This window comes from Alkalibacterium sp. m-11 (assembly GCF_054658155.1).
In genome coordinates this window covers 1-255 of record NZ_BAAGIR010000539.1, presented here as the reverse complement: position 1 = coordinate 255, position 255 = coordinate 1, and the positions used below count along the sequence as shown (strand labels likewise).

Genomic DNA, 255 nt, shown 5'->3' with positions numbered 1-255 from the left:
CTAGTTTGCCTAAGCGATAAGAGTCTGAGACAGATTTTCTAATGACTTTAGCTAATTTGACAGGATCTTTAAAGCGTCCTCGCCCAAACTTTTGAAGTAAAGCAGCTAGCTCAACGCTATTCATTGTCCGAATCTCAGCCATTGAAATGTCGCCATTCATTAATTGAATCATCGTTGAACTAAACACAGAGGTGCTTATGTTTTCAGCTTTTAAGTCACTCGAAAGAGTGTTGCACTTGTAATAAAGATTTTCCA

Annotated in this window: 1 pseudogene; it reads right to left on the bottom strand. The window is 38.0% G+C overall.

What is annotated here, in order from left to right:
- Window positions 1-255 (bottom strand): annotated as a pseudogene (locus ACYQ2O_RS13510) (IS110 family transposase); the annotation flags it as partial.